1 pseudogene is annotated in these 630 nt (G+C 57.8%); it reads left to right on the forward strand.

Annotation, left to right across the window (positions count from 1 at the left end):
• Positions 1-85: 85 nt before the first annotated feature.
• Positions 86-630, forward strand: a pseudogene (locus K0F85_RS28340) (IS481 family transposase); the annotation flags it as partial.

Below are 630 nucleotides of genomic sequence, written 5' to 3' on the forward strand. Positions count from 1 at the left end.
ATGTACCTATGCGTAGTTGGCCGCTCTTCAAGGCCAGGCAGGTTTTGCGTACACTGTTCCAATCCGATCTTTCACTGGTAGCCTGATGACCCAAGCCCTCCACAGCCAAGCGCGAACGACCCACCTGATCCGCGAGGAGATCAAGAAATCGACGTTGTCGCAAGCCGAACTGGCCCGGCTCTACAACGTCACGCGGCAAACGATCCGAAAATGGCAGGATCGCGACAGCCCGGACGATGGTTCGCATTGTCCAAAGACGCTGAAAACGACGCTCACGCCACAGCAGGAACTGATCGTGATTGAGCTGCGCAAGACCTTACTGCTGCCCACAGACGACCTGCTGGCGGTCACGCGTGAGTTCATCAATCCAGCCGTCTCGCGCGCTGGTCTGGGGCGCTGCCTGCGCCGCCATGGTGTCTCCAGCTTGCTTGAACTGGCCGCCCGGGAAACCGACAAGCCCGTCACCAAAAAGTCGTTCAAGGACTACGAGCCTGGCTTTTTACATATGGATATCAAGTACTTGCCGCAAATGCCCGATGAAACCGAACGCCGTTATTTGTTCGTCGCCATCGACCGCGCCACGCGCTGGGTCTTCATGGAGATCTATGCCGACCAGTCCGACAGCAGCAG

Origin of the sequence: Janthinobacterium sp. UMAB-56, from assembly GCF_900095265.1 — a bacterium.
In the GTDB taxonomy this organism is placed as follows: Bacteria; Pseudomonadota; Gammaproteobacteria; order Burkholderiales; family Burkholderiaceae_D; genus Janthinobacterium.